Genomic DNA, 26489 nt, shown 5'->3' with positions numbered 1-26489 from the left:
CCGGTGGTGACCGGGCAGTCACCCGGCAGTGTACGGCCGGTGTCGTAGCGGTGTATACCGCAGACGGGGTACACAGGTGTCCGCGTACGGGGGACGCGCCGGGCCGCGCGGTCGACGAGAGTTGACGGGGTCACCACCGCGGTGACGGACAGCCACCGCGGTCCCGTCAACCAAGGAGACCATCATGGCCACCCGTGTACCCGAACCCACCTCCACCCCCGACGGCCCCGCCTACGAGGGCCGCCTTCTCGACCGCCCGGACGAGGAGGTCGTCGACCAGGGGGTCGGCTTCGATCTGCGCACCCTGGTGAGTCGTCGCATGTTCATCGGCGCCGGCATCGCCGGTGCCGGGGCCGTCGCCCTGGCGGCGTGCTCGGACGGTTCCGGTTCATCCTTTGGCGGCGTCACCACCACCGCGGGGAGCGTCGACTCCGCGGACCTGCCGGACGCCGAGATCCCCGACGAGACCGCCGGACCCTACCCGGCCGACGGGTCGAATGGCCCGGACGTCCTGCAGGAGTCCGGCATCGTGCGCAGCGACATCCGTTCCAGTATCGGGGCCGACGCCCCGGTGGACGGTGTTCCGTTGGAGTTCACCTTCACCGTCACCGACATGGCCAACGGGGACGCCCCGTTCGCCGACGTCGCCGTCTACGCCTGGCACTGCGACGCCCAGGGGCGGTACTCCATGTACTCCGAAGGGGTCGAGGACGAGACATGGCTGCGCGGTGTGCAGGTCGCCGACGCCGAGGGCAGAGTGACCTTCACCTCCGTGATGCCGGGCTGCTACACGGGACGCTGGACCCACATCCATTTCGAGGTCTACCCGGACGTCGACTCCACCGACGACTCGGCAAACGCCGTCGCCACCTCCCAGATGGCGTTCCCGCAGGACGTCCTGGACGAGGTCTACACCTCCGCGGTGTACGACGGCTCGGCGGACAACCTCTCCCGGATCACCCTGGCCACCGACAACGTCTTCGGTGAGGATTCCGCGGAACTGCAGATGGCCTCGGTCATCGGTGACGCGGACAAGGGCTACACCGCCGCGCTGACGGTACGGGTGGACACCACCACCGAACCCACCGGTGGTGGGGCCCCGGGAGGCGAGGGCGGTCCGGGTGGTGAACCGCCCAGCGGCGACATGCCGGACGGCGGAATGCCCGAGGGCGGTGCACCGGACGGTGCGCCCGGTGCGCCGGGAAGTTCGGGGACCTCCGGCGAGACCGCGTCCTGACACCACCTGACCCCACCAGTCCCCCCGACACAACAAGCCAACCCACCTGCCACACCGCTGGCACCCACCTAAGGAGTACGTCATGCTGCAGAACCTCACCGGAATGCACGCCCTGGTCATCCTCGCCGTCATCCTTCTGCTCTTCGGCGCAGCGAAGCTGCCCGCCCTGGCCAGGAGCCTCGGCCAGTCCGTCCGGATCCTGAAGACCGAGGCGTCCGACCCCGCACCGGCCGGCGCACCGGCCACCCCGGTCGCACCGGACGCCGGACAGGCACCGGCGATGCACACCGTGGACGGCGTGGAGCGGAAGCTCACGTCATGACGCCCGCGACCGCAGGGCCGACCGGCATGCCGCTGTCCGGCCACCTGCTCGAAGGGCGCAGGAGACTCACCCGTGCCACGGCAGCCCTCGTGGTCGCGGCAGTCATCGCCTACCTGCTCTCCGACCAGGTACTGGAGGTGCTGCGGGCACCGGTCGTCGACATCGCGCAGACCCGTGCCGCCGCCATCAACTACGACAGCGTCACCGGCGCCTTCGACCTGAAACTCCGCATCGCCCTGTTCGGCGGAATCGCCCTGGCCAGTCCCGTCTGGCTCTACCAGACCCTGGCCTACGTGGCTCCCGCGTTGACCGGCCGGGAGAAGCGCCACGCCTTCGGCTTCCTCGCCGCGGTGATCCCCCTGTTCGTCGCCGGGTGCGCGGCCGGTGTGGCGGTGTTCCCCCGGATCGTCGAACTGCTCGCCGGATTCGCCTCCGCCGACGACAGCACGCTGCTGCAGGCCTCCTACTACTTCGACTTCGTGCTCAAGCTCGTGCTCGCCGCCGGTGTGGCGTTCACCTTCCCCGCCTTCATCGTGCTCCTCAACGTCCTGGGAGTGCTGCCGGCCCGGACGGTCGCCCGCAGCTGGCGGGGGATCACCGTGAGCATCGTGGTCTTCAGCGCCCTGGTGACCCCGTCGGCCGACCTGCTGTCGATGTTCCTGATCGCCGTCCCGATGGCGGTGCTGTTCGGGGTCTCACTCGGCATCGCCTGGATCCACGACCGGCGGCACCCCACCGGCACCACCGAACCTGCCGAACGGCGGGTGGACAACCGGACGTCCAGTCTTGAAGGAGTGTGCTGACATGTTCGGACTCAGCATCGAGAAGATCATCGTCGTCGGCATGGTGGCGGCCGTCGTCATCGGCCCGCAGCGGCTGCCGCTCTACGCGGAGAAGCTCGCCACCGTCATCAGGAACTTCCGCAGCTTCACCGAGTCGACGAGGCGCCGGGCCGAGGAGGAACTGGGCGTCCCCGTCGCCGCGATGGACCCCACGACATGGAACAGCAGGTTCCGGGCCTACGACCCGCGCCGGATCGTCCGCGACGCCCTGGACAGTGACGGGACAGAGCGCACACCAGAGCGCACCGGGGGTGGCGTGGCGGCCGCCGCCTCCACGGAGAGCGGCCCCGTTCCGGGACCTCTCCGGGAGTACCGGGAACGCTGGGTCGTGGTCGGCGGTTCCTCCGGGCACCCGGTCCGGCGCAGGATCGTCGAACCCGTCGCTCCGGACTCCGACGTTCCCGACATTGCCGACATTGCCGATGTTGCCGACGTTGCCGATCCCGTCGGCGTCCAGGAACACTCCGGCGACGAGCGCACCGCGAGCGTCGGACGGGGCGCCGATACTGCACAATGGCGTCATGACCCGGCCTGAAACCCGCACCCCGCCCAACCGTGAGCGACCCGCGCGGATCCCGGTGTGGGTCGGGGACCTGGCGGTCATCGTGCTGGTCCTCGCCTCCGTCGCCGTGCCGGGCCCAGGCCCAGGGCCCGGCCCCCTCGGGCCCTTCGGTCCGGGCGGCCCCGGAGATCCCGCCGGGCAGACGGGAGGGATGCCGGACCACCGTCTGGACCTCGTCGTCACGGGGGCGGTGGTGCTGGCCGCGGTGCTGATGCCCCTGCGTCGTCGCTGGCCGTTGACGGTCCTCGCGGCCTGTCTGGCGGTGTACGTGGGCACCGTCCTGCTCGGCGTGCCGGCCCTGGGGCCGGGTGTCGCCGCGATCGTCGCCGCCTTCGCCGCGGCGACCGGCGCCCCACGCCGTGTGGCCCTGGGCTGCGGTACGGCGGGTGCGGTCGTGGTGGCGGTGCTGAGTCTGTTCACCGACGACCGGCTGACCCTGGACCCGCAGGTCTTCCAGATCGCCGCGGGCATCGCCGTCGCCACCGCCCTGGGGGACAGTTTCCGGTCCCGACGGGAGTACGCCCGGGCGGCCACCGAGCGTGCCGAACGTGCCGAACAGACCCGTGAGGCGGAGGCCCGGAGGCGGGTGGCCGAGGAACGGCTGCGCATCGCCCAGGACCTGCACGACACCGTCGCCCACCGGATCTCGGTGATCAGCCTGAACGCCGGGGTGGCGTCCAGCTCGCTGGACTCCCGGCCGGACAAGGCGCGCGAGTCACTCGGCAGGATCCGGGAGGCCTCACGCGAGGTGCTCGGCGACATCGGTGTACTGCTGCGCTACCTCCGCGCCGGGGACCCAGGGGGCCCAGGCGATGACGGAGCCCGCGGGGCCGTGGAACTCCCGCAGCCGGGTGTGGAGGACCTGGACGACCTCGTGGCCTCCGTCGCCGCGGCGGGGCTCACGGTGCACCGGTCCTCCGACGGGGACCTGTCGACCGTCGACGACACCACCGGGCGGGTCGTCTACCGCGTGGTGCAGGAGGGGCTGACCAACGCGCACAAACACGGTTCGGGCAACACCGTGGAACTCGCGACCGGCGTCGCCACCGGTCCGGAGCGGCGCGTCGTGTCGGTGCGGGTCAGCAACCCGGTGTCCCGGGACGGGCGTAACCAGCCGGACGCCCCGCACGGCTTCCTGGGGCTCACCGGACTGCGTGAACGTGTGGCGGCGGTGGGAGGGTCCGTCACCGCCGTAGAATCGGACGGGACATTCACGCTCACCGCGGAGCTGCCGCTTGCCAGGGAGGAACACCCGTGACCACCGTGCTCGTCGTCGACGACCAGGTCCTGATCCGTCAGGCCGTCGTCGACATCCTGTCCAGCACCCCGGACACCGAGGTGGTCGGTGCGGCGGCCGACGGGCTCGAGGCCGTGTCCATGACCGCCGAACTGCACCCGGACGTGGTGCTGACGGACATCCGCATGCCCCGTCTCGACGGCATCGCCGCCACGGAACGCATCTGCTCGGACCCGGCGAACGCCGACAGCCGCGTACTGGTCCTCACCACCTTCGAGGAGGACGAGTATGTCGTCGCCGCCCTGCGCGCCGGGGCCAGCGGGTTCATCGGCAAGGGGGCGGAGCCGGAGGAGATCATCCGTGCAGTCCACGCGGTCGCGGACGGCGACGCACTGCTGTCACCGGCGGCGACGCGCGGGCTCATCGCCCGGTGCGTGACGTCCCCGGGGCCGCGTCCAGCCGTGTCGGACGCGGCGGCGCAGGCACTGGCCCAGCTGACCGACCGGGAACGCGAGGTGCTCGAGCTGGTCGGGCGCGGACTGTCGAACCAGCAGATCGCCGAGACGTTCGTCATCTCCCCGCACACGGCGAAGACCCACGTGAACCGGATCATGACCAAGGTCAGGGCGCATGACCGTGCCCAGCTGGTGATCCTGGCCTACGAAGGCGGACTCCTCGTCCCCGGGGAGTGAGTGCCCCGCGGGGACCGCTACCTGTCCCCGAAGGTGACCGGGACCGCGGCGATGTCCGCGAACGGGGGAGTGGAGGCGTGGTCGGTGATCAGCTTCACCGAGCAGGAGTCGGTGGTGCAGTCCACGGTGCCGTCGTCGTTGGTGGACTGGACGGTCAGCTCGAACTCGGCGTTCCCCTCGGCGTCGTAGGTGGCGGTGCCGCCCTCCTCGCCCTCGGGCATGACACGTGCCCAGTCGGCCATCTCGCCGGCGTAGGTCGACGGGTCGCTGCTCTCCCCGTCGGTGGCGGCGACGGCGACGTAGTAGTTCTGCCCGGTGTCCAGCCCGTCGAGGGTGACCGTGACCGTGTCGCCGGCGCTGAGCCCGTCGGTCCTGTCGACCGTCAGCGGGCCGTCGGTGGTGCTCCCCGCCGCGGCGGAGGCGGTGGCTGATCCAGTCGAGTCTGTCGAGTCAGCCGAGTCAGCCGAGTCTTCGGCGTCGTCGGAGCAGGCGGTGAGGCCCAGGGCGAGGACGGCGGTCGCGGCGAGGGCGGCGGCGCGCCGGGTCGGACGGGTGGTGCGGGGGTTCATGGGCTACTCCGGTCGCGGGAAGGGCAGGGTAAGCGTACTGAGCATACCCTATCAAAGGGTGGTCAGTGCGGGTGCCGGAGCCGCTACATCCGGACGGTGGACTCCACCGCGCCGAGACCGTCGACCTCGATGCGCACCACGTCGCCGTCGGCGAGGAAACGGTCCGACCCCGCTCCGACGCCCTCAGGGGTCCCCGTGACGATCACGTCGCCGGGCTCCAGTGTGGCGAAGTGCGAGATGTACCGGACCAGGTCGACCGGGGGGAACACCAGGTCGGCGGTGGAGTGGTCCTGGCGCAGGTCGCCGTTGACCCAGGTGCGCAGCACCGCACCCTCGGCGACGGGGTCGTAGTCGTCCGCCAACGTCATCCACGGTCCGAACGCGGACGAGCGGTCGAGGTTCTTGCCCTGCAGCCACTGCTGGGTGCGGTACTGCCAGTCGCGCTGGGAGAAGTCGTTCATCACCGCGTAGCCGCCCACGGCTGCGCGGGCCTCCTCGGCGGACGCACCGCCGCGGGCCCCGGGCAGTCGGGAGCCGATGATCACGGCGAGCTCACCCTCGTAGTCCACCTTGTCGGTCATCCCCTCCGGCACCGTGACCTCGGCGTAGGGGGAGGTCAGTGCGGAGGGGTACTTCACGAACAGGGTCGGGTGGTCGGGGATGGGGTGGCCCATCTCCTCGATGTGCTCACGGTAGTTCAATCCCACGCAGAAGATCTTCGACGGTGAGGTGATCACCGGGAGCAGGTCGGACAGGGGCACGGTCACCTCGTCGCCGTCGCGTCGGAGACCGGACTCCACCGCACCGCGGATGCCCGTGGGGTTGGCGGTGAGCAGCGCCCCGAGCTCGCGGCGGTCCACGATGCGCCCGGTGACCGAACCCCCGTCCGGGGCGTCGTCGACGCTGTCGACCTGGATCGTGCAGCGTGTGCCGTCGATACGGACCGTCGCAAGTTTCATGGGGTCTCTCCCGTCTAGACTGTCAGTTGTGACTCTGCGATTCTTCGACACCGCGACCCGTGAACTCCAGGACTTCGTCCCGCTGCAGGAAGGACGCGCGTCGGTCTACCTGTGTGGTGCAACCGTGCAGTCCATCCCGCACATCGGGCATGTGCGCTCCGGGGTGGCGTTCGACATCCTGCGCAACTGGCTCGAGGCCAAGGGGCTCGATGTCGCGTTCGTGCGCAATGTTACAGACATCGACGACAAGATCCTCACGAAGTCCGCCGAGCACGGCCGGCCCTGGTGGGAATGGGCGGCGACCCACGAGCGCGAGTTCACCCGCGCCTACGACCTGCTCGGGGTGGCCCCGCCGTCCGTGGAGCCGCGGGCGACCGGGCACATCCCGGAGATGATCACCTACATCCGCCGCATCATCGACGCCGACCTCGCCTACGCCACGGAGGACGGCTCGGTGTACTGCCGCACCGCACAGGTGCCCGGCTACGGTTTCCTGTCGCACCAGAAGCTCGACGAGCTCGACCAGGGGGAGGACGCGGCCCCCGGCAAGGAGGACCCCCGCGACTTCGCCATGTGGAAGGCGGCGAAACCCGGTGAGCCGGGGTGGGACACCCCGTGGGGGTACGGTCGTCCCGGCTGGCACATCGAGTGCTCGGCGATGTCCCGAAAGTACCTCGGCGCGGAGTTCGACATCCACGCCGGCGGAATGGACCTGCAGTTCCCGCACCACGAGAACGAGGCGGCACAGGCGCACGCCGCCGGGGACGGCTTCGCCAGGCTGTGGCTGCACAACGGCTGGGTGACCATGTCGGGTGAGAAGATGTCCAAGTCGCTGGGCAACGTGCTCTCGGTGCCGAACATCCTCACCCAGGTCCGGCCGATCGAGCTGCGCTACTACCTGGGGTCAGCGCACTACCGGTCGATGCTGGAGTACTCGGAGTCCGCGCTGCAGGAGGCGGCCGCCGGATTCCGGCGGATCGAGAAGTTCCTGTCCCGTGCCGTCGGGGTCCTCGGCGACGTGGAGACCGGCACGTGGCTGCCCGCCTTCGAGGAGGCGCTGGACGACGACCTGTCGGTCCCGCAGTCACTCGCGGTGGTCCACGACGCCGTGCGGGAGGGCAACAAGGCCCTGGAGTCCGGGGACCGCACGCTGCTCGCGGAGACCGCCGGGGCTGTCCGGGCGATGACCGGTGTGCTCGGCGTCGACCCGATGTCGGCGACGTGGTCCGGCCCCTCCGCGGAGGGACGGGGCCTGGGCGTCGGCTCGGCGTCGTCCGACGCCGCGATGTCGGCGCTGGACGTGCTGGTGCGCGCCGAGCTGGACCGCCGGGCCGCGGCCCGGGCGGAGAAGGACTACACCACCGCCGACGAGGTGCGGGACCGGCTGAAGGAGGCCGGGGTGGTCGTGACCGACACCCCCGACGGGGCGACCTGGACGCTGGGGTGACCGCCCGGCGGTCCGGGCGGACGCCTAGCGTTCCGCCAGCCGGGTGCCCGTCAGCTCCGGCAGGGCGAGTGCCGCCAGCGCCGCGACGGCGAACGCCGTGCCGAACAGGGCGAACAGTACCGGCATCCCGCCGAAGACCAGCAGGGGCGGCACGATCAACGGTGCGGTGATTGAGGCGATGCGACCGAACCCGGTCGCAGCCCCGGTCCCGCGCGCCCGCATCGTCGTGGGGTAGAGCTCGGGGCCGACCGCGTACAGCGCGCCCCAGGCGCCGAGGTTGAAGAAGGACAGCAGGCACCCGGCGGCGATGATCTGCCACTCCGCACCGGCCACACCGTAGAGTCCTGCCGCCACCGCCGAGCCGGCGAGGAAGGCGGCCAGGGTGCTCCGCCGGCCCCACCGTTCGATGAGGAACGCGGCCACCGCGTAGCCCGGCAGCTGCGCCAGGGTGATGATCAGCGTGAAGGTGAACGACTTCACCAGCGTGTAGCCCTGGTCGACCAGGATCGAGGGGATCCAGGTGAAGGCGCCGTAGTAGCTGAGGTTGATGCAGAACCAGATCGTCCACAGTGCGGCGGTGCGGCGGCGCAGCGCCGGTGACCAGATGCCGGACGCCTCCTCCGCCGTGGCAGGGGAGGTGCCGGCGTCCTGCCCGGCCGGCTCGGTCTGCTCTGCCGTGGGAGTCCGGAACCGCAGGCGCGCCGGTTCCGACGCCTCGAAGTCGGCGACGATGCGTTCGGCCTCGTCGTGCCGTCCGGCCGACTCCAGGTAACGCACGGACTCGGGGAGTCTCATGCGGACGTACAGCGCGTAGAAGGCCGGGACCATGCCCAGGGCCAGCGCCCACCGCCATCCGTCGTCGCTGAGCGGGATGACGAAGGCGCCGACCACGGCCGCGGCGAGCCATCCCACGGCCCAGCACGCCTCGAGGACCACGACCATGCGACCGCGGACGGCCCGGGGTGCGAACTCCGACACCAGCGTGGACGCCACCGGCAGTTCCGCGCCGAGACCGAGGCCGACGACGAACCGCAGCACGATGAGCACCGCCAGTCCACCGGCCAGGGCGGACGCCCCGGTCGCCAGGCCGTAGACCAGCAGGGTCACGGCGAAGACGTTGCGCCGTCCGATGCGGTCGGCGAGCAGTCCGCCGAAGGTGGCGCCCAGTGCCATCCCGACGAATCCCGCGGACGCCAGCCAGGAGGTCTCGGTGTGGCTCAGCCCCCAGTGGGTGGTCAGCGCCGCCATGATGAAGCCGATGAGGCCGACGTCCATGGCGTCCAGCGCCCAACCGATGCCGGAACCGCCGAGCAGTTTCACGTGCCGTCGGGTCACCGGGAGGGAGTCGAGACGTTCGGTGCGGGACAGGGGCGGGCCCACTGGATCCGGAGGGGTCATAACCAGCAGAGGATACCGTGCGCCGACGGTGTTGGGAACACGGCGAACGTGCAGGGTAGTCTGGTCGCCATGGCAGGAAATGACAAGCGCCGCGGCGCGGTACGGAAGTCGGCGCGCAAGGGCTCGGACAAGGGTTCGGGCGGCACCCGGCGGCGGGGGCTCGCCGGCAAGGGGCCGACACCGAAGGCCGAGGACCGTGTCTACCACGCGAAGTACAAGGCGAAGAAGGCGCAGGAGCGCCGCGACTCGGGACGGCAGCGGCCGCGCGACGCCGACGACCAGCCGGAGCTCGTCGTCGGACGTAACCCGGTGATCGAGTGCCTGCGGGCGGACGCCCCGGCGACCGCCCTGTACGTCGCGGTGGGCACCGGCAACGACGAGCGGCTCTCCGAGGCGGTGCACACCTGCGCCGAACGCGGCATCGCCGTGCTCGAGGTCAGCCGCGACGAGCTGGACCGGATGACCGGCAACGGCATGCACCAGGGCATCGGCCTGCAGGTGCCGCCCTACAAGTACGCCGAGGTCGAGGACCTCATCGACGCGGTCCAGACCTCAGGCCGTCCGGGCCTGGTCGTGGTGCTGGACAACATCACCGACCCGCGGAACCTCGGTGCGGTCATCCGCTCGGTCGCGGCGTTCGGTGGGCACGGTGTGGTCATCCCGGAGCGACGGTCGGCGTCGGTGACCGCGGTGGCGTGGCGGACCTCCGCCGGCACAGCGGCGCGTCTGCCCGTCGCCCGGGCGACGAACCTGGTGCGCTCCCTGAAGCAGTTCCAGCAGGCCGGCTACCAGGTCGTGGGTCTGGACGCCGGTGGCCGGCACACCCTGGACACCTACGACGGGACCACCCCGGTGGTCGTCGTGGTGGGCTCCGAGGGCAAGGGGCTGTCACGCCTGGTGGGGGAGACCTGTGACGACATCCTGTCGATCCCGATGGCGGGCCGTGTCGAGTCGCTCAATGCCTCGGTCGCCGCCGGTGTGGTGCTCAGCGAGTTCGCCCGTCAACGCCGGGTGAACGGGGCGGGGTAGCCGCCGCGCCCCGTTGGGGGGGCGTGGTCGGGACACATGGGGTGCGGACATCGCACCCCATTTTCTGCTTATGCGAATCTGACCTGGTCTTTTACGTGCATAAGCTGCTTAAAAGGTGCGAATGTCGGGGGCCACGGGGTGGCCTCACCGCAGGAGGTCCTGCGAATGGTGCGGCCCAGTGGTCGCCGGGTCCACTGTGTCCACTGTGTCCACTGTGTCCGCCGGGTCGCCGGGGTGCCGGCGCAGCCGCGACTCGTCACGGATCACCCGGCGCCCCCGGGCCCAGCCGATGCAACGGCAGAGCAGGTAGATGACGAAGCTGATCGTCGTGACGAAGGGGCTGACCGGCAGTCCGGGCTCCAGTGACAGGACCAGTCCACCCGCGGCGGCCGTCGTCGCGAAGACGGCGGACAGCGCCACGGCCAGCAGCGGGTCGGAGGTCACCCGCACCGCCGCGGCGCCCGGGGTGATCAGCAGGGCGAGGAGCAGCAGAGCCCCCACGATCTGGACGCCCTGGGAGGCGACGATGCCGATGAGCACGGCGAACGCTGCGGCGAGGAGTCGCACGGGCACACCGGACGCGGCGGCCATGACCGGGTCGACCGTGGCGAACAGCAGTGGTCGCCACAGGACCGCGACGGCACCGACCACCAGGACGGACATCAGGGCCAGAACGCCCAGCGACGCCCCCGACACCCCCACGATCTGACCGGTGAGCAGGGCGTACGCCTCCGAGGTCCGCCCGGGGTACAGGTAGATGAACAGCACGGACAGGCCCATGCCGAAGGCGAGGACCACGCCGACGGTGGCGTCCTGCTCCTTCAGGCCCAGCAGTGCGAGCACCACCGCGGCCAGGACGGCGCCGAGCACGGCCCCGGTGGTCACGCTGACGCCGAACAGCAGGGCGGCCGCGGCACCCATCAGCGCCAGCTCGCCGGTGGCGTGGGCGGCGAAGCTCATCTTGCGCATCACGATCAGCGGGGCGAGGGCCCCGGAGACCAGGCCGAGGAGCAGTGACGCCAGGAGGGCGTTCTGCACGAAGTCGACCTGAAGCAGGTCCCAGGTGGTCACACGACCACCATCCTGCCGTTGACCTCGGCGACGTCGACCTCGGTGCCGTAGAGACGTGACAGCACAGGGCCGGTCATCACCTCGTCCACCGGGCCGGTGACGTGCCCGTCCGGGCCGAGGTAGAGAACCCGGTCGGTCACGGCCAGCACCGGGTTGATGCTGTGGGTGACGAAGACGACGGCGGTGCCGTGGTCACGCCGGCGCCGGTCGAGCAGCTCGACGGCGGAGCGTTGGGCGGACAGGTCGAGACTCAGCAACGGTTCGTCGCAGAGCAGGAGCTGGGGGTCGGTGGCCAGGGCCTGGGCCTGCCGGACCAGCTGCTGCTGCCCGCCGGACAGGGTACCCACCCGCCGGTCCGCCAGCCCCGAGGCGCCGACCTCGGCGAGGGCGGCGTCCACGGTGGAACGGTGGGGGCGGCGTCCGGACATCACCCCGTGCCGGATGGACAGGCCCACCAGGTCGCGGACCCGGATCGGCAGGTCGGTGTCGAACATGCGCTGCTGGGGGATGAACCCGACCCGGTCGGGGGCGCTGACGCTGCCCGAGGACAGCGGCCGGGTGCCCAGCACTGTGTTGAGCAGGGTGGATTTCCCCACACCGTTCGGGCCGAGGACGGTGAGGAACTCGCCGGCCCCGATACTCAGGTCCAGGTGGTGCCAGAGCGGGTCTACGCTCGCGTCGGAGAAGGTCAGGACAGCCATCTAGCCGAGCGCGTCCTCGAGATCGGTGATCACGCCGTCGACGTAGTCGGCGTAGTCCTCGTCGGAGCCGGGGGTCTCGGTGACGTTGACGACGGGGACGTCGTTGTCCTCGGCGGCGTCGGTGAGCTGGCGGGACGACTGGCTCTCGGACTGGGTGTTGGTGACCAGGGCGTCCGCTTCACCGTCGGTGAGCAGGTCGCGGGTCGCCGACAGGTCGGCGACGGAGGGCTCGCCCTCGTTCAGGACGGACCTGGCGAAGCCCTCGGGGGTCACGTCGTGGATCTCGGTCCCCCGCAGCAGCAGTCCGGCGACCGGTTCGGTGAGCACCACATGGGCGTGCGGCAGGGCCGCGATGCGCTCACGGAAGCCGTCTGTCATCTCGCGCACGCCGTCGGCCACGGCGGGGACGTTGTCGTCGAGGCTGTGGAGGTGGGCGGCGAGGGCGTCGGCGAACTCGGCGACCCGGTCCATGTCGAACCAGACGTGCGGGTTCTCGTCGCCCTCGAGGAGCCCACTGCCGTGATCGTGGTCGGCGTGGTCGCCGTGGTCCGTGTGATCGCCGTGGTCGCCGCCCTCGTCGCCGGCGCCGTGGTCGTGTCCTTCGGTCACGGGGGCGGCGGTGATGACCTCGGCGTCGTCACCGGCGTTGTCGGTGAGCCAGTTGTCGTATCCGGCGCCGTTGCCGACGACGACGTCCGCGTCGCGGATCGTGGAGATGTCCCGGGCGGTGGCCTCGTACTCGTGGGGGTCGTCGTCGGTGCCGGAGAGGATGGTGTCCACGGTGATGTCGTCGCTGTCGGCGCCGGCGTCGTCGACGACCTTCTGGGCGATGTCGCCCCAGGTGGAGGTGGAGGCGACGATGCGGATGCCCCCGTTGTCGGCGGATGCGCTGTCCGCGCCGCCGGCGCAGGCGGTGAGACCGGAGGTCAGGGCGGTGGCCGCGGCCACGGTGAGGGCGGCGGCGGTGCGGGTGGCGGATCGGCGTCGTGGCATGGGGACGACAGTAGCCCTTGTTGGCAACGCTTGCCAATTAGGGTTGCGTCAGTCACTGTCGGCACCGTCGACTACCATGGTCGTCGTGAATCGCTCCAGTAGTAAGGCCGCCCACGGCGCCCCGGGCCCGCACGGCAGGCTGAACCGGCGGGGCACCCTGGCCTCCATCGCCGCTGAACTGGGGGTGTCCAGGACCACAGTGTCCAACGCCTACAACCGCCCCGAACAGCTCTCCGTCGAACTGCGCGAACGCATCATGCGCACCGCCGAGCGGATGGGCTACTCCGGCCCCGACCCCACGGCCCGCTCGCTGCGGACCCGCCGCGCCGGCGCCATCGGTGTCCTGCTCACCGACGACATGACCTACGCCTTCGAGGACCAGGCGTCGCTGGAGTTCATGTCCGGGGTCTCCGAGGCGTGCGTCGGCATGGACACCTCCATGCTGCTGATCCCCGCGGGAGCGGAGACCGCGGAGGAGGACCGTCCCGCCTCCCTGGTGAACCAGGCCGTGGTCGACGGCTTCATCGTCTACTCCGTCGCCGCGGACGACCCCTTCCTCGCCTCGGTGACCAGCCGCAACGTGCCCACCGTGATCTGCGACCAGCCGGCAGACGACCACGGGGTCAACTTCGTCGGCATCGACGACCGGGAGGCGATCCGTCCGGCGGCCCATGCACTGGTCGACGCCGGCCACCGGAGGATCGGGATCCTCTGCATCCGGCTGGACCGGCACCCGAACAACGGTCCCGTCGGCGCGGAGCGTCTCGACGGGGCGCAGATGCACGTCCAGAAGGGACGGGTGCTCGGGGTGCTGGCCGTGCTGGAGGACGCCGGGATCGACCGGGCGGACGTCCCCGTCATCGAACGACACATCAACAACCCGGACACCGCCCGCAGCGCCGCCGCCGAACTGCTGGAGGGGCACCCGGAGCTCACCGCGGTGATCTGCACGACCGACAGCCAGGCTCTCGGCGTGCTCGACTACGCCGGGGACGTCGGGATCGACGTCCCCGGGGAACTCTCCGTGGTCGGGTTCGACGGGATCGCCCGTGCCCGGTCAGTGGGTCTGGCGACCGTGGAGCAGCCGAACCGTGAGAAAGGTTTCACCAGCGGGAACGTCCTCGCCGCGCTGATCGGCCGCAACACCGAGGCCACCCGGCGGGAGCCGGCGACCGAGTGGGCGGAGCCGGAGCCGCGGATCATTCTCCCGACGCACTACCTCCCCGGCCGGACGGTCGCTCCTCCCGCAGTTCGCTGAGCGCGGCCACGGACGCGGCGTCGACGACCCCGCCCTCACGGTCGCCCTGGCGCAGCAGCCTGGCCTCGGCGAGACGGGCGAGGGTCTCGGCCACCGCCGCGGGGTCGGGGAGCCGGCGGTGCGCGGCGGTGTCGCCGTCGCCCACCCGGATACCGACGTCAGGACGCCCGGGGTGGCCGTCGCCGGAGCCGGGGGCCATCCCCTCCTGGTCGAGGACGCGCAGGGCGGTCTCGTCGGTGACGTCGTCGCCGGCGAAGACGACGGCGTCCGGCTGCGTCCGGTCGATGAACGCCTGCAGGTAGCTGCCCTTGGTCACCGGCGACACGGACACCTCGACGATGTCCTTGCCCGGGGTCACGGTGACCCCGTCGAGCTTCTGGGCCGTGAGCCGGAACTCCTCGTAGGCGGTGAGCCCCGTCCGCCGGTCCGACGCGCCCCGGATGTGGAGCCCCACGGCGAAGGGCTTGCGCTCCACCCACATGCCGGAGTCGCGGGAGGCGTACTCCTCCGCCAGCCCCGCCAGGGTGGCCAGCAGGTCACGCTGCCCCTCGTCCAGGCCGGAGCCGGCGGCGTCGGCGGGTTCGGCACCGTGGCTGCCGACGAGCAGGATGTCGCCCGGGGCGGGGGAGGACTTCCCGGTGATCTCGGCGACGGGTTCGAGGATCTCGAGGTTTCGTCCGGAGAGCAGCATCACCGTGGTGCCGGCGCAGCCGGCGAGACGGTCGATCGCGTCGCGGGCGCCCGGGACCATGCGCACCGACAGCGGGTCGGTGGAGAATCCGGCGAGGGTGCCGTCGAAGTCGAGGGCGACGAACAGGTGCGGGACCTCGGCGAGGTACCGGATGTCGTCGGTGGAGACGGGGGGCAGGGGTCCGGTGGCGTCGGTGGCGTCGGTCATGCCGTCCAGCGTAGCGCCGACGGGGGCCCACGGTGTCCCACGGTGTCGCGCGGTGGCCTACGGTGTCGCGAGAAACTCGACGAACCGGTGGGTCTGCCAGTCCGTCGGACTGTCGTCGGCTCGGGTCAACCGCAGCTCGTCCTCGGTGGGGGTGCTCCAGCGCAGCGTCGGCGGCTCGTCGCCGGAACCGGCGTCGGGGTCCTCGGTCGCATTGTCGTCGGCGTCGCTCTCGCCGAGTACGGCCACCAGGCGGTCGGCGAGGGAGGAGTCGTTCGGCAGGCAGTCCGTGCCGCCGGGCTCTCCGCTGATGTCGCGGGCGCTGAGACCGTGGAACCGCACCCGGTCGTTGTCCAGCCACTCGATGTCACCGCTCAGCGCCATGCACCCGGCGGCACCGGTGACGGTGCTGCCGCCCAGGGCGATCCAGGTGCGCGCCTGGTCGGTCTGGGACAGGGAGGACGCCACCGCGGTGCCGGAGTCGTCGAGGGCGGCGTCCTCCACGCGGCTGACCTGCCAGCGGATGTCCGCGAGCTCGCCGGGGATGTCCGAGCCGCAGGAGGCGAGCAGTACGCCTCCGGTCAGGACGACACCGCCGAGCGCGGTGCGCAGGACGGTACGACGGGCCTTTCCGCGCACACTCCGGTTCACTCGCCCACCGCGCCTGAGTCGGTGGAGTCGGTTCCCGTGGTCCCCGCGTTCCCCGAGGCCCCTGTGGTCCCGGGACCGCCGGGGTCCAGCACGGCGAGGAAGCGACGTGCCCACCCGTGAACGTCGTGGGAGCGCACCTCCTCCCACATCTCCTGCATGCGGGCCTGCTTGTCCTCGTCCGGGGAGTCGATGGCCTTCATGATCGCCGCCGCCGTCGACTCGACGTCGTAGGGGTTGCACAGGTAGGCGTTCGGCAGCTGCGTCGCCGCGCCGGTGAACTCACTGAGCACCAGGGCGCCGGAGCCGTCGGAGTGGCTGGCCACGTACTCCTTGGCCACGAGGTTCATCCCGTCCTTCAACGCCGTCACCAGCATCACGTCCGCCGCGGCGTAGAGGGAGACCAGCTGGGCGAAAGGCATGCTGGCGTGCGAGTAGTGCACCACCGTGTGCCCCAGGCTGCCGTAGGCGCCGTTGATGCGTGACACGGTGCGTTCGACGTCCTCCCGGGTGCGGGCGTAGGAGTCGAGACGTTCGCGCGACGGGGTGGCGACCTGGATGAGGCAGACCTCGTCCGGGTTCAGCAGCCCCTGGCTGAGCAGCTGCTCCAACGCCTTGAGCCGCTGGTGGATGCCCTTGGTGTAGTCCAGGCGGTCCACGCCGGCGAGCAGGATCTTCGGGGAGCCGACCCGTCGGCGCAGGGCGCTCGCCGCGGACACCGTCTCCGGGGCGGTGGCCTTCGCCTTGACGCCTTCGGTGTCGATGGAGATCGGGAACACCCCGACCTTGACCTCGCGGCCGTCCCCGGTGCGCACGGTGCCGGCCACCGCGTCCCGCCGCGGCAGGCGCGCACCGCGGATGTAGGAGACCCCGGACTCGTCGGTGCCCGCGGCACCGTCGTCGGTGAAGGTGCCTTCGCCGTCCGCCCCGCAGGCGTCGCCCTCGCCGACCTTGCTGAAGGTCACGTCCCCGCCCAGGGCACGCAGCGTGTAGAGGAAGTTCCAGGCGGAGTCCGGTGTGTGCAGCCCGATGAGGTCGGCGCCCAGGGTGCCCTGCAGGACGTCCCACCGCCACGGGAGCTGACGGAACAGCTCGGGGGCGGGGAAGGGGATGTGCAGGAAGAACCCGATCTTCAGGTCGGGCCGCATCTCACGCAGCAGACCCGGCACCAGGTGGAGCTGGTAGTCCTGCACCCAGACGGTGGCGCCGGGGGCGGCGGCCTCGGCGGCCGCCCGGGCGAAACGCTCGTTGACGGTGCGGTACGCGCGCCACCACGACCGGTGGAACTCCGGGTGGACGATCAGGTCGTGGTAGAGCGGCCAGAGGGTGTCGTTGGAGAAACCCTCGTAGTACGTCTGGAACTCCGAGGTGCTGATGTTCACCGGGACCAGGGTGATGCCCCCGTCCATCTCCGGCAGGTCGGAGACGTGCACCTCCTCCTCCGGGGAGTCGGCCGTGGCACCGGGCCAGCCGACCCAGCTGCCCTGGCTGCTCTCCAGCACAGGACGCAGGGCGGTGACCAGGCCACCTGGGCTGGGTGACCACGTCACCGTGCCGTCCTTGCCGACGGACCGGTCGACCGGCAGGCGGTTGGCGACCACGACCATGTCGCTCGTGGGGACGGTCCCGGTCGACGACTCTCCGTCGGCGTAGCTTCGATCATCTCCGGCAGTCACGGCGTCGTCTCCCCTTAGGGTGCTCGAGGGTCTGTGTTCTCGGGTGGGTGAACGCCAGGCTACTCGCCGGTGGCCTTCTTCGCGGCCGAGGACTTCGTGGCCTTCTTGGCCGTGCTCTTCTTCGCGGCGGCCTTCTTCGCCGGGGCCTTCTTGGTCGCCTTCTTCGTGGTCTTCTTGGCGGCCTTCGGGTTCTTCGCCTCTTCCTCGGCGGCGGCGTCCGCGGCGACCTTGCGGTGGATGAGCCCCTCCGGCTCGACACCGAGCATGCACATCAGCGTGGCGGCGTCGAGGAAGTCCTCGGCGTAGGTGGCGACGATGCGCTGCGCGGCCTTCGCGGTCTCCTCCTCCACGGTGTGCAGGGACTCTGCGCTGGTGGTGTGGTTGTCGCTGACCTTCGGCGGCACTGATTGCTCCCTTACATGACGATGTTCGGCCTGAGACCCGTAAGCCCTCAGTCTAACCCGCCTGACCGTCCCGCGCACTTTCCCGGTCGCGCTCACGCTGGCGCTGGTGGGAACGGCGCGGATCGGGGAGCCAGGGGGTGCCGCCCCTGCGTTGCCGCAGTACCCGCCAGTGCATCGGCGGGGTGGCGGAACCGTCGGGACGGCGGGCACGGGAACGCCGCGTCTTCGGCCGGCGCAGGTCGTTGTAGCGGTACAGGATCCGCGGACGGCGGAGACGACGTGCGATCCACTCGCCGAGGACCACCCCGGCGGCCAGGGCCGTGGCCGTGGCCAGTGCGATACCGAGGTTCGAGATACCGACGACGAACTGGTCGGTCAGCATCGAGTACATCCCGCGGTACAGTGCGAGACCGGGCAGCAGGGGCGTGATGCCCACGATGGCGGTGATCTGCGGGGGGATGAGGTAGCGGCGGGACAGCAGACCACCGGCCAGGCCGACGAAGGTGGCCGTGATGCCGGCGGCGGTGACGTCGCCGGTGTCGAACTGCACCTGCAGCAGCCGGTACAGCGAGTAGGCCACCAGGGCGGTGAACGTGGCCACCACGAGCGCCCGACGTTCACAGAACGAGGCGATGGCGAAGAACATCGCCGCGCCGACACCGCCGAGGATCTGCAGGGCCGCCCCGCCGAAGGTGCCCTGCGTGCTCGACGTGTCGATCGGCGGGAGGGTGATGCCCAGCCGGCTGGTGAGCATCAGCCCCATCGCGATACCGGAGATGATGCCGCCGGTCATCAGCACCGTCTCGAAGAACCGTGCCGAGGACGTCACCGGCGCGCCGGTGACACCGTCCTGCAGTGCCTGGACCAGGGTCAACCCGGCGAGCATCGCCACGATGCACGAGGCGATCACCAGCGAGGGCGACAGGTAGTGGTCCAGCGCACGGGCGAAACTGAAGGTCAGTGCGGCGGGGATGGTCGCGATGATGCCGCCGGTGAAGTTCTGGAAGAACAACGGCAGCGACTTCGAGGCCAGCCACACGTTCGTGGCCATGATGATGATCGAGGTGAGCGTGGCGATGAGGGCGACGAGCGGCTCACCGCCGAGCATCAACGCCACGGCGCCGGCGAACCCGCCCCAGGCCAACGTGGCCCACCGGATGCGGTAGGGCGGGGGACTGGTCTCGATGTCGGTGAGGATCTTGCGGGTCAGCTCGAGCTCGGTGGCACCGTTCACGATCGACCGGATCAGGCGGTCCACCTCGGTGAGGCGGGAGAAGTCGCTGTTGAGCGAGTGGACCACCCGGAAGGTGCTGACCGGCCGGGAGGTGTCCGTCGACGGCGAGTAGATGGTGATGGTGTTCAGGGTGATGTCGACGTGGCAGCCGTAGAGGCCGTAGGCGGACGTGACGGCCCGGACCTGGGCCTTGGCGTCGGTGTTGCCGGTGCCGGCTGCGAGCAGGAGGTCGCCGATGCGGGCGGCGGTGTCCATCACCAGGTGCACCTGGGCGGTGTCGGTGAGGTCGACCGGTGCCAGCGGGGACGGCGGGGGAGCGGTGCGGATCGTGTCGATCGTCGACCTGTTGCCGCTGAACAGCATCGCGGACACCTTGTTCCTCAGCGCCGTGTAACCCTTTCGGGTCCTGCCGCCCTCACCGTTCACTCCACTCCCCGTTTCTCTCACGGTCCACCGCTGTCTGCCGATCGTTCCGGCCACACTCTACGGTAGATGATCCTGATTCGATCAGTGGCCTGCGCTGCTGATAGAGTCGTGCGCTGAAACCCGGTGGCGACACCGTGGGCGGTGCCTGCGCACCGCCGGTTTCCGCTGGAGTGGCGCAATCGGTAGCGCAACGGTCTTGTAAACCGTAGGTTGCGAGTTCAAGTCTCGTCTCCAGCTCCACCACCTGCGTAAACGCGGCGTTCCCGAGGGGTGATTGCCGGGGACCGCTGGTTTAGCGCGGTTTTTGATGCGCGTCGGTGGCCCGGGGCCGTGGCCAGTTCAGCTCTTTGTCGCGGGATTCTCGCCGGGCGTGCAGGAACAGGATCCACAGTGCGGCGCTCAGGGCCGCCAGCGCCACGGCCCAGCCGGCCACGCCGAGCCAGGTGGTTCCGGGTACCGCGATGGGCAGCATGACCCCCATGATCACGAGTGAGAGCAGCGGGCGGGCCAGTGCGGGTGTGTCCATGCCCCCCACGCTAACGCTCGGGGATTCCGAGTCCCCCAGGGTGAGGGGGGATTAAGGAATACATTCCGTACCGTTGAGGTCATGTTGTTCCGCGAGTTCATCACCACCGGCATTGACGATCCTGATCTCCGGCTTCGGAAATATGCCCGCGTGAACATGTTCTTGGCCGGGTTGATCGTCGCGACTGGCGGCATGGTGGCGGCTCGGCTGGTGGACGGTTCCGTTCTTGCCACCATCGTGCTGGCACCGGTAGTCGGGGTAGTCGGGGTTGCTGTGATGCTGGCTGCCAGCTTCGTTCTGTTTCAACGCGGCGAATCTGACAAGTGAGGTGTCGGTTCAGGTAGCGTGCCGGTGGCGCCTGTTTCCAGGCGGCTCCCCGGAGTGTGAGAAGCCCTTGTGATCAACGAACCCCGCGGCAGGGTACTGCTGCGGGGTTGTTCTGTGTGGAATCCGAACTAGCTGACCTGCTGGGTCTGCTCGTACTTCTTGGTGCTGTTGAGGGCAGCTTCCGCGGTTTCCGGGTCGTCCGCGGCGTGGAACTCGAGGATCTCGTCGTCGTGGTTGTGCTCGTACGCCTTCTGGCCGGTACCCTGCTGACGCTTCTTCAGCAGTTCCTCCCGCTGCTCCAGCGGGGTGAGGGGGTTGCCGAACATGCGTCGCGCCACCTCGGGGGTGTACACGCGCGGGGTTTCCGCGGGTTCCTTCAGCAGGATCGGCACGTAGTACCGCAGTGCGCGCGGGCAGATGCGCTTGACCAGCCAGAGGAACAGGGTGGGGCTGGCCGAGAGGATCTTGTAGATCGGCTTCCACGCGGCGATGGACAGGGTGTCCATGACCTTGGAGCTCTCCTTCAGCCCCATCATGCTCCGCATCCAACGGGGGTACGTGGCGATGATGCTGCGGCGGAGCAGGGGGCGACCCAGTTTCTGCAGCCACTTCGGGAGGTCGGGCTCGATCGTCTCGAAGCCGTCGAGGATGTGGTCGATGTTGAAGACCGCGGCCTCGGAGGCGGAGAGCTTCTCACGCCAGCTGTCGAGGTACGCCTGGACTTCACCGCGGGTGCGGGGCACGTCGTCGAGGTCGATGGGCTGGAACTGGGCGGCGATCTTCATCTGTGCCCAGTACTCGTTCTCCTCGTCGCGGGAGAGCTTGCCGGGGCCGAACTTCTCGTACACGTACAGGATCGAGTGCCATGCGGTGACGTGGATCCAGAGCTGGGAGGACGGCTTGTTCGCCTCGTAGTGGTTGCCGGTCACCGGGTTCACACCGTAGGAGCGGTCGTGGACCCTCATCAGGATGTCGGACATCCTGATGACGGTCTGCGCGTCCGCCGCCAGCACGGCGGCGAAGTACTCCATGGTCCGGTCGTAGCGGATCGGTGTGCGCTTGATGACCTGGCCGGAGGCGTCGACCGCGGCGACGAGGTCCGGGTCGAGGTGCTCGATCGTCACCGCACGGGCGAAGCCCTGCAGTGCCGCGCCCGGGAACTTCCACACCTTCCACGCCACCGAGTCGGGGCCGAAGAAACCTTCGTCGGCGCGGGTGATCTTGTCGTCCTTGCCGCCACGCCGGAATGCCTTCGGTGTGGTGGTGGACTCACTGTCGGACGTGGCGGAGTCGCTGTTCCCGGAGGTGGAAGCAGCTCCCGGGATCGTGGCTTCGGCAAGTCCGAGGCTGTTGCTGTCGTCGCCGGTAAAGGGGCAGGACATGGGGCCTCCTTCAGGTGGACATCGTAAAGTGTAGTGCGCGTCACACAACGTTACTCAAAGGGCATTCGTCTTGGAAGTGAAACAGGAAGATCGCATGTCCCGGCGCCTCACTGGCGGGGAAGCGGTGCCGGGCAGCGGGTCTCCGTCACAGTGCCGACAGGAGCCGAAGGGCGTGGCGCCGGTCGGCGAGGGGTCTGGTGGCGAGCTGCACCAGCGCGAGCGGGTTGTCGTCGCCGGCGACCCGGTTCGCGCTCAGCCCGCCGCACGACACACACCGGTGGACGATCATCCACTCACCGTCCTCACGGGTGGACATGCACAGCGCCTCCATGCGGCCGTGGCAGGCCTCGGCACGGTCGCCCGGGATCCGGGCGTCGACGTGTCTACTCGTCAGGCAGTGCGGACAGTGGTTGCGGTGCGCCGTCCCCGGCGCGTCCAACGGGACGTCGAGCCGGCAGGACACGCAACGGAAGTCGTTGGACCGGTGGCCTCCGTGCGCGTGCAGGACGTCCTTCCGTCGTTGTGGCCGTCGCTGTGGCCGTCGCTGTGGTCGTCGACCGTGGCGTCGGCTGTTCTTGCGGGACATGGCGGTACTCCTCCCCGGCCCTCAGAAGGTCCCGAACGTCTCGAGCGGGAACGGGGGTTGGGCCAGTGGACGGACCGCCATGCGCATCAGGATGAGCTGGTTGTCGTCGCCGTGTGTGGGCGATGACGTGAGCTCGTCGCAGCGCACGCACCTGTGGACCACCGTCCAGTCGCCGTTGCGCAGGACGGCGACGGCGATGGGGGACATCTCGCCCCCGCAGTCACTCGGCTCGTCGGTGGCGTGGTCGTGGAGGTGCTGCGAGTGCAGGCAGGACGGACAGTGATTGCGCCGCTCACCGTCAGGTGCGTGTTCGGACACGGTCAGTCCGCACCGGGCGCAGGTGAAGGTGTCGGGATTGCGGGTGTTGTTCGGGGTGGTGGTGTGGTCGGACACCGGGATGCTCCTCACTGGGATCGATCATGACAGCAAGAGCAGGCCGAGTGGCCCCGTCAGGAGACGGTCCGACGTCGACGACGCGACGCGGACACGGTGGAACACCGGATCACCCGTCCGGCAGCGTTCAGCTACGGAGGGTTACGCGGTCTGCCGAGGCGCACTCAGCACTGGCCGGAACATCAAACACCTGTTTTCCAGGGCCCGCGGGCCCAGAGAGGATCTACAACGATGACCAGAGCATAGCGGTGCCCGGCTCATCACTGTCAAATCCACCGGTGCGCTCACCGTCAGTTCGGTTCACGCCGCCCCAGCCGGACCTTCTTCACCTCGCGGCCCTTGTCCACGTCGGAGTCCTTGAAACCGAAGAACCAGGTCAGGACGAAGGCCACGGACAGGCTGGCCGCGGAGGCGATGAGGTAACCCCAGAAGCTGCCGTCCACACCGTCGGCCGGGTTCACGAAGGAGGTGAACCCGATCAGCGCGCCGGTGAAGCCCCACATGTTCACGCTGAACAACCCGGTGAGCAGGCCGCCGACCGCACCACCGACCGACGCCATGATGAACACCCGGCCGTACTTCAGGTTCACGCCGTACATCGCCGGCTCGGTGATACCGCAGAACGCCGAGATCGCCGCAGGGCCGGACAGTGCCTTGATCTTCTCGATCCTCGTCCTGATGAACACCGCCAGCACCGCGCCACCCTGGGCGACCATCGTCGCGGAGATGATGGCGTTCAGGTACGAGTTGCCGTTCGCCGCGATGTCCTGCGCGACCAGCGGGATCACCGCCCAGTGCAGACCGAAGATCACCAGGGCCTGGTAGAAGGCGCCGATGACCGTGCCGGAGACTGTCGGGGAGAGGTCGTACAGTCCCTGGATCGCCGTGGCGATGCCGGTGGACACGAACATCACCAGCGGCCCCAGGATCAGCAGGATGGCCAGCGACACGATGACGACCTCGAACAACGGCACGAAGATCATGCGCACCGTGTTCGGGATGACCCGTTTCAGCCACGGTTCGATGACCGAGGCCAGCCACGCCGCCACGATGATCGGGAAGATGGAGTAGGAGTACCCGGCGACATGGAAGGGGATCCCGAAGAAGTCCGAGTTCAGTGACATGCCCAGCAGGGCCCGGTCGCCCTCGGTCTCCGACATCTCCACCAGGCTCGGGTAGCAGAGCACGCCGCCGATGATCGAGACGATGATGGGGTCCGCCCCCAGGCGTCTGGCCGCGGTGAACCCCACGAAGATCGGCAGGAAGAAGAACACCGCGTCGCTCATCGCGTTGATGATCTGGTAGGTGTTGGAGTCCTCGGTGACGACGTCGAACGTCAGCAGCAGCGACAGGATCCCCTTGATGATGCCGGAGGCCGCGAGCAGTCCGATCACCGGGATCATCGAGCCTGTGATCACACCGATCAGCTCGGAGAACCCGTACTTCGCCCAGCCCACCACGGTGGAGGGACGTTCCTTCTCCGGTGCCCCGTCTGTCCCGTCTGTGCCGTCGGCCCCGTCTGTGCCGCCGCCGAGCTGCCCACTGACGGCGGCGTAGACGTCCTCGACGTCGGCGCCGATGACCACTTGGTACTGGCCGCCGGCGCGGACCACGTCGATGACGCCGTCCAGGTCGGCGACGGCCCCGTCGTCGGCGAGGGTGTCGTCCTTCAGGTAGAAGCGCACCCGGGTGATGCAGTGGGTGACGCTGCGGACGTTCTCCGCGCCGCCGATCCCGTCGATGATGTCCCAGGCGGTCGCGTCGAAGCCGGTGAGGTCCGCCGGACGCCGCGCCGCCGCGTCCGCGCCAGCGTCGTCCGCGTCGTCCGCGTCGTCCGCGTCGTCATTGTCGTCCGCCTCGTCAGCGTCGTCGTCAGACGGGGTCAGGTACACCTCGGCCACCGCGTCGCCGGATGCGGCGTCCCCGACGGTGACGTCGATGTGGTCGACCATCTTCCTCGAGTTCGTCACGACCACCACGGTGGTGGTGGACTTCCCCGCCGACTCGATCTCGTCGACGTCCATCGTCGCGATCTTCTGCCCGGCCTCGACACGGTCACCCTTGGCGACGTCGACGGTGAAGGGGCGTCCCTCCAGTTCCACGGTGTCCAAGCCCAGGTGCACCAGGTACTGGAGTCCGGAGTCCGTCGTGATCCCCACGGCGTGGCCCGTCTTGGCCACCATGATCACCGTGCCACTGACCGGGGCGAGGACGTCGCCGCCCGGGGTGTCGGTGATGCCGAAGCCCCCGCCCATCGCCTCCCGGGCGAAGACGGGGTCCGGGACGTCGGGCATCCTGATGACCGTGCCCGGGATGGGGGTCAGTACCTGCTCGTGTCGCATCTCATGCTCCTCAACGGTGGTGGCCGTGCGTCGCCGGCCAGGGTACAGCGGGAACCTCGTAGTTCATGCAGGCTAACAGACGTCGCCGGGCGGACTCAGCTGCCCCGTTTCCGCGACCGGCCACGCAGGACCCCGGCGAGGACCACAGTGATCAGCCCGGCCAGCGGGATGACGAGGAGACCCACCCGCAGGCTCGTGGCGTCCGCGACCAGACCGACCACCGGCGGAGAGCCTACGAAACCCACCCGCATCAGCCACGAGACCACCGTCAGCCCGGTACCGGGGCGGAGTCCGGGGAGTTCGCTGGCGGCCTGCATCGCCGCGGGGATCAGCGTGGCGACACCGAAACCGGCGGCGGCGAACCCGAGTACAGTGCCCGGGACGGTGGGGAACGCCAGCGCCAGGCCCATGCCCACGGCCGCCACCGTCCCGCCGAGACGGGCCACGGCACGTTGACCCAACCGGTCGACCATGCCGTCCCCCAGGATCCTGCCGATGAACTGTGCGGCTACCAGTGCCACGAAACCGGTGGCGGCGACGGAACCGGGCGCCCCGAGCGAGGTGATGTACAGCGACGCCCAGGACATTCCCGCGTCCTCGACGAGGGCCCCGGCGACGGCGATGACGACCAGTGCCGCGAGCACGGCGACCGGGCGGCCCGAGACCCGGGCACCGGAGGCGGGTGCGGCGTCGTCGGTGACGGAGCCACCGGCGTCGGGTTCCCCGTCGGACGCGGGCAGGCAGTAGCGCAGTGCGACGAGTGCCACCAGGGAGAAGACCGCGGCGGACAGGGCCAGGTGGATCTCACGCGGAAGGCCGACGGCGATGGCCGCGGCCGCTGTCGCACCGCCGAGCACCGCCCCCAGGGACCAGATCGCGTGGAAGGAGTTGATGATCGTCCGCCCGTAACGGCGCTGGACGCGCAGCCCGTGGTCGTTCTGGGCGACGTCGGTCACCGCGTCCATGGCCCCGCCGACGAACAGGCAGGCCACGAACAGCAACAGCGGGGGGGGGGGACGCCCCGGCGCCGAGGACGCCCAGGCTGGTGCCGACGGTGCCGGCGACCGCGACGGCGGCCGAACCGAACCTGCGGACCAGGGGGGCCGCGGCCAGCCCCGCGACGATCGCTCCGACGGGAAAGGCGATCACGGCGAGGCCGTAGATCGCGTTGCTCATCCCCAGGTCGGCCTTGATCTCCGGGAAGCGGGGGAGGAGGTTGGCGAACACCGCGCCGTTGGTCAGGAAGAGCGCGGCGACGGCCCGGCGGGCGTGGCGGTCAGTCGCCGTGGGTGTGGGGGACATGGTGGTGTGTCACTTCCGGGGAGATGTGCGG

At 69.9% G+C, this 26489-nt stretch carries 26 protein-coding genes, 1 tRNA gene and 1 pseudogene; 11 read left to right on the top strand and 17 right to left on the bottom strand.

Going from position 1 to position 26489, the window contains the following annotated elements; translation table 11 throughout:
- Positions 1-184 precede the first annotated feature (184 nt).
- The 6 genes from Q0A34_RS13365 (at position 185) to Q0A34_RS13340 (ending at position 4892) form a co-directional block, all read left to right on the top strand.
- A complete protein-coding gene (locus tag Q0A34_RS13365) occupies positions 185-1237 on the top strand; it encodes an intradiol ring-cleavage dioxygenase (protein ID WP_291480485.1) in 1053 nt (350 codons plus the stop codon).
- An 82-nt stretch (positions 1238-1319) separates the two neighbouring features.
- Complete coding sequence (locus Q0A34_RS13360) at positions 1320-1559, top strand: twin-arginine translocase TatA/TatE family subunit (protein WP_291480484.1); 240 nt, start codon at positions 1320-1322, stop codon at positions 1557-1559.
- Positions 1556-2362, top strand: coding sequence for a twin-arginine translocase subunit TatC (tatC, locus tag Q0A34_RS13355; protein WP_291480483.1), 807 nt, complete (start codon positions 1556-1558; stop codon positions 2360-2362). Before Q0A34_RS13360 ends, tatC begins: the two co-directional genes overlap by 4 nt.
- A gap of 1 nt (position 2363) precedes the next feature.
- Positions 2364-2936 carry a twin-arginine translocase TatA/TatE family subunit gene (locus tag Q0A34_RS13350; protein ID WP_291480482.1) on the top strand — a complete coding sequence of 191 codons (573 nt, stop codon included), beginning with the start codon at positions 2364-2366 and terminating at the stop codon, positions 2934-2936.
- The gene (locus Q0A34_RS13345) at positions 2923-4221 is read left to right on the top strand and encodes a histidine kinase (RefSeq protein WP_291480481.1); all 1299 of its coding nucleotides are present in this window, start codon (positions 2923-2925) and stop codon (positions 4219-4221) included. The genes Q0A34_RS13350 and Q0A34_RS13345 overlap by 14 nt, the downstream gene beginning before the upstream one ends.
- Positions 4218-4892, top strand: coding sequence for a response regulator transcription factor (locus Q0A34_RS13340; protein ID WP_244804802.1), 675 nt, complete (start codon positions 4218-4220; stop codon positions 4890-4892). The genes Q0A34_RS13345 and Q0A34_RS13340 overlap by 4 nt, the downstream gene beginning before the upstream one ends.
- Before the next feature lie 17 nt (positions 4893-4909).
- Here the strand turns inward: Q0A34_RS13340 and Q0A34_RS13335 are convergent, their stop codons facing one another.
- Together Q0A34_RS13335 and Q0A34_RS13330 are read right to left on the bottom strand one after the other, a co-directional pair.
- Positions 4910-5461: a hypothetical protein gene (locus tag Q0A34_RS13335; protein WP_291480480.1), complete on the bottom strand. Its 552-nt coding sequence runs from the start codon at positions 5459-5461 to the stop codon at positions 4910-4912.
- Between the two features lie 83 nt (positions 5462-5544).
- Entirely contained in the window at positions 5545-6420 is an 876-nt protein-coding gene (locus Q0A34_RS13330; protein ID WP_291480479.1) for a fumarylacetoacetate hydrolase family protein, read from the bottom strand.
- Between the two features lie 28 nt (positions 6421-6448).
- Between Q0A34_RS13330 and cysS the strand changes: the two genes are divergently transcribed.
- The gene (gene cysS / locus Q0A34_RS13325) at positions 6449-7867 is read left to right on the top strand and encodes a cysteine--tRNA ligase (RefSeq protein WP_291480478.1); all 1419 of its coding nucleotides are present in this window, start codon (positions 6449-6451) and stop codon (positions 7865-7867) included.
- A gap of 24 nt (positions 7868-7891) precedes the next feature.
- Here the strand turns inward: cysS and Q0A34_RS13320 are convergent, their stop codons facing one another.
- Positions 7892-9265, bottom strand: coding sequence for an MFS transporter (locus tag Q0A34_RS13320; RefSeq protein ID WP_291480477.1), 1374 nt, complete (start codon positions 9263-9265; stop codon positions 7892-7894).
- A gap of 69 nt (positions 9266-9334) precedes the next feature.
- Here Q0A34_RS13320 and rlmB point away from each other — a divergent pair, with 69 nt between their 5' ends.
- Positions 9335-10294, top strand: a complete 960-nt coding sequence (gene rlmB / locus Q0A34_RS13315; protein WP_291480476.1) for a 23S rRNA (guanosine(2251)-2'-O)-methyltransferase RlmB — start codon at positions 9335-9337, stop codon at positions 10292-10294.
- Between the two features lie 144 nt (positions 10295-10438).
- Here the strand turns inward: rlmB and Q0A34_RS13310 are convergent, their stop codons facing one another.
- Genes Q0A34_RS13310 through Q0A34_RS13300 form a run of 3 tightly spaced genes read right to left on the bottom strand, consistent with a single transcriptional unit; the run spans position 10439 to position 13059 of the window.
- Positions 10439-11365 carry a metal ABC transporter permease gene (locus tag Q0A34_RS13310; RefSeq protein ID WP_291480475.1) on the bottom strand — a complete coding sequence of 309 codons (927 nt, stop codon included), beginning with the start codon at positions 11363-11365 and terminating at the stop codon, positions 10439-10441.
- Positions 11362-12066 (bottom strand): metal ABC transporter ATP-binding protein, encoded by a 705-nt coding sequence (locus Q0A34_RS13305; RefSeq protein WP_291480474.1) that lies wholly within the window; start codon positions 12064-12066, stop codon positions 11362-11364. Before Q0A34_RS13305 ends, Q0A34_RS13310 begins: the two co-directional genes overlap by 4 nt.
- Positions 12067-13059, bottom strand: a complete 993-nt coding sequence (locus Q0A34_RS13300) for a zinc ABC transporter substrate-binding protein (protein ID WP_291480473.1) — start codon at positions 13057-13059, stop codon at positions 12067-12069.
- A gap of 85 nt (positions 13060-13144) precedes the next feature.
- Between Q0A34_RS13300 and Q0A34_RS13295 the strand changes: the two genes are divergently transcribed.
- Positions 13145-14317, top strand: a complete 1173-nt coding sequence (locus Q0A34_RS13295) for a LacI family DNA-binding transcriptional regulator (RefSeq protein WP_291480472.1) — start codon at positions 13145-13147, stop codon at positions 14315-14317.
- Here the strand turns inward: Q0A34_RS13295 and otsB are convergent.
- From otsB to Q0A34_RS13270, 5 genes are all read right to left on the bottom strand, one after another.
- Positions 14259-15215, bottom strand: coding sequence for a trehalose-phosphatase (gene otsB / locus Q0A34_RS13290; RefSeq protein ID WP_291480471.1), 957 nt, complete (start codon positions 15213-15215; stop codon positions 14259-14261). The two genes, Q0A34_RS13295 and otsB, sit on opposite strands and share 59 nt — an antisense overlap.
- A gap of 57 nt (positions 15216-15272) precedes the next feature.
- Complete coding sequence (locus Q0A34_RS13285; RefSeq protein ID WP_291480470.1) at positions 15273-15863, bottom strand: hypothetical protein; 591 nt, start codon at positions 15861-15863, stop codon at positions 15273-15275.
- Positions 15860-17467 (bottom strand): trehalose-6-phosphate synthase, encoded by a 1608-nt coding sequence (locus Q0A34_RS13280; protein WP_291480503.1) that lies wholly within the window; start codon positions 17465-17467, stop codon positions 15860-15862. Before Q0A34_RS13280 ends, Q0A34_RS13285 begins: the two co-directional genes overlap by 4 nt.
- A gap of 128 nt (positions 17468-17595) precedes the next feature.
- Positions 17596-17940 carry a hypothetical protein gene (locus Q0A34_RS13275; RefSeq protein ID WP_291480469.1) on the bottom strand — a complete coding sequence of 115 codons (345 nt, stop codon included), beginning with the start codon at positions 17938-17940 and terminating at the stop codon, positions 17596-17598.
- A 52-nt stretch (positions 17941-17992) separates the two neighbouring features.
- Complete coding sequence (locus Q0A34_RS13270) at positions 17993-19537, bottom strand: threonine/serine exporter family protein (RefSeq protein ID WP_291480502.1); 1545 nt, start codon at positions 19535-19537, stop codon at positions 17993-17995.
- Between the two features lie 227 nt (positions 19538-19764).
- Between Q0A34_RS13270 and Q0A34_RS13265 the strand changes: the two genes are divergently transcribed.
- Positions 19765-19840, top strand: a tRNA-Thr gene (locus Q0A34_RS13265).
- A gap of 52 nt (positions 19841-19892) precedes the next feature.
- On the opposite strand, the gene Q0A34_RS13260 is transcribed toward Q0A34_RS13265, so the two are convergent.
- Positions 19893-20126: a hypothetical protein gene (locus Q0A34_RS13260; RefSeq protein ID WP_291480468.1), complete on the bottom strand. Its 234-nt coding sequence runs from the start codon at positions 20124-20126 to the stop codon at positions 19893-19895.
- A gap of 81 nt (positions 20127-20207) precedes the next feature.
- Between Q0A34_RS13260 and Q0A34_RS13255 the strand changes: the two genes are divergently transcribed.
- Entirely contained in the window at positions 20208-20453 is a 246-nt protein-coding gene (locus tag Q0A34_RS13255) for a hypothetical protein (RefSeq protein WP_291480467.1), read from the top strand.
- Between the two features lie 128 nt (positions 20454-20581).
- On the opposite strand, the gene Q0A34_RS13250 is transcribed toward Q0A34_RS13255, so the two are convergent.
- From Q0A34_RS13250 to Q0A34_RS13230, 5 genes and pseudogenes are all read right to left on the bottom strand, one after another.
- Complete coding sequence (locus Q0A34_RS13250) at positions 20582-21835, bottom strand: oxygenase MpaB family protein (RefSeq protein WP_291480466.1); 1254 nt, start codon at positions 21833-21835, stop codon at positions 20582-20584.
- 145 nt (positions 21836-21980) lie between these two features.
- Complete coding sequence (locus Q0A34_RS13245) at positions 21981-22421, bottom strand: RNHCP domain-containing protein (RefSeq protein WP_291480465.1); 441 nt, start codon at positions 22419-22421, stop codon at positions 21981-21983.
- Between the two features lie 21 nt (positions 22422-22442).
- Positions 22443-22814 carry an RNHCP domain-containing protein gene (locus Q0A34_RS13240; RefSeq protein ID WP_291480464.1) on the bottom strand — a complete coding sequence of 124 codons (372 nt, stop codon included), beginning with the start codon at positions 22812-22814 and terminating at the stop codon, positions 22443-22445.
- A gap of 290 nt (positions 22815-23104) precedes the next feature.
- Positions 23105-25156 carry a PTS glucose transporter subunit IIABC gene (locus Q0A34_RS13235; protein WP_291480463.1) on the bottom strand — a complete coding sequence of 684 codons (2052 nt, stop codon included), beginning with the start codon at positions 25154-25156 and terminating at the stop codon, positions 23105-23107.
- A 95-nt stretch (positions 25157-25251) separates the two neighbouring features.
- A pseudogene (locus Q0A34_RS13230) lies at positions 25252-26458 on the bottom strand (MFS transporter).
- Positions 26459-26489 lie beyond the last annotated feature (31 nt).

Origin of the sequence: Corynebacterium sp. (assembly GCF_022712195.1) — a bacterium.
GTDB lineage: Bacteria > Actinomycetota > Actinomycetes > Mycobacteriales > Mycobacteriaceae > Corynebacterium.
The sequence above is the reverse complement of the archived record's forward strand: the minus strand, read 5'-3'. Positions and strand labels throughout refer to the sequence as shown.